The organism is Saccharomonospora iraqiensis subsp. iraqiensis (assembly GCF_000430445.1).
GTDB lineage: Bacteria > Actinomycetota > Actinomycetes > Mycobacteriales > Pseudonocardiaceae > Saccharomonospora > Saccharomonospora iraqiensis.
Genome location: NZ_KE387124.1, coordinates 10,595 through 12,137, shown reverse-complemented (window position 1 = coordinate 12,137; position 1,543 = coordinate 10,595). Strand labels below are relative to the sequence as shown.

Sequence of the window (1,543 nt, the reverse complement as noted above, 5' to 3'; positions counted from 1 at the left end):
GCCGGACGGCCTGCCGCGCCGCCCGGCGCGGCGGACCCTCCGCCCCGCCGCAGCGGGCGACCGTCCGGCGAATGTCACAGCACACTAACGACGACTCCGGGTACCGTTGGGCTTCGTGCGCCTAGGGGTACTCGACGTCGGGTCGAACACCGTCCACCTGCTGGTGGTGGACGCCCATCGTGGTGGCCACCCGACCCCGATGCACTCGGAGAAGACCGTCGTGCGGCTCATCGAGCGGATCGGCGGGGACAACGAGATCGACAAGGCCGCGGCCGACGAACTGGTGGATGCCGTCGTGGCGGCCTGCGGGTCGGCGCGGCGGCTGGGATGCGAGGAGGTCATGGCGTTCGCGACCTCGGCCCTGCGGGACGCGCGCAACGCCGGGGACGTGCTCGACCGCGTCACCCGGGACACCGGCGTCGAGCTGCGCGTGCTCAGCGGCGAGACCGAGGCGCGGCTGACCTTCCTCGCGGTGCGCCGCTGGTTCGGGTGGTCGGCGGGCAGGCTCCTGGTGCTCGACATCGGCGGCGGGTCCCTGGAGGTCGCGATGGGGGTGGACGAGGAACCCGACCTCGCCGTCTCCCTGCCGCTCGGCGCCGGGCGCCTCACCCGCACCCGGTTCGCGCACGATCCGCCGACCCGTACGGAGGTCGTGGCCACCACGGCCTGGTTGGAGGACCAGCTCGCCCCGCTCGCCACCGAGATCGGACGTCAGGGGCAGCCCGACCGGGTGGTCGCCACGTCGAAGACGTTCCGGTCGCTGGCGCGGTTGACCGGGGCGGCCCCCTCGGCCGCGGGTCCCCGGGCGCGGCGGGTGCTCACCGACACCGCGCTGCGCCAGCTCATCGCCTTCATCTCGCGGATGTCCTCCAGCGACCTCGCCGAGCTGGAGGGGGTCAGCCCGAGCCGGGCACACCAGCTCGTCGCGGGGGCGCTTGTGGCGCAGAGCACGATGCGAGCGTTGTCACTCGACACATTGGAGATCTGCCCGTGGGCACTACGCGAAGGTGTCATCCTACGACGGCTGGACCATTCCAACGGCGAGGATCAGACTGCGGTGGACACGGCCCCGGAGCGGCACTCGTGACCCCCGGGCGCACACTGGACGCGGACGACGGGCTACGGGCACGGTGGAAGGGATGACTCGAGACAGCGACGGCGGGCGGGCGCAGAAGACTGTCGCCGAACTCCTCGCCGAACACGGCGGGCAGGCCGGGGGTGCATCACGCCGCCGGCGGCGTCGCGCTGCCGAGGACGACGACGCGTCCGGTGGACGCGCTCCCGGGGTGACCGACACGGCACCCCAGGCGATCATCGACCGGATCCGGTCGGAGGAGCCCGACGGCGCCGGTGCGAACGGGGCCGATCCCGACGGGGCGCCGCGTCGCGGCGGGCCCCAGTCCACCGACCGGGCGAACGGCGCGCATCCGAACGGCGCGCATCCGAACGGAACGCATCCGAACGGCGCGCAGGCGGGCGGTGCCCAGCGCAGCGGCCCGTACCCGCGTGGTGGGCAACCCGATCGGACCCCGCCGACCCCTCC

At 73.9% G+C, this 1,543-nt stretch carries 1 protein-coding gene and 1 pseudogene; both read left to right on the top strand.

The genetic code is table 11. The features are described 5' to 3' along the window. The first annotated feature begins 115 nt into the window (after positions 1–115). Complete coding sequence (locus tag ACTIR_RS0118475) at positions 116–1,087, top strand: Ppx/GppA phosphatase family protein (protein WP_026455390.1); 972 nt, start codon at positions 116–118, stop codon at positions 1,085–1,087. 52 nt (positions 1,088–1,139) lie between these two features. Beyond that, positions 1,140–1,543 (top strand): annotated as a pseudogene (locus ACTIR_RS27595) (hypothetical protein); the annotation flags it as partial.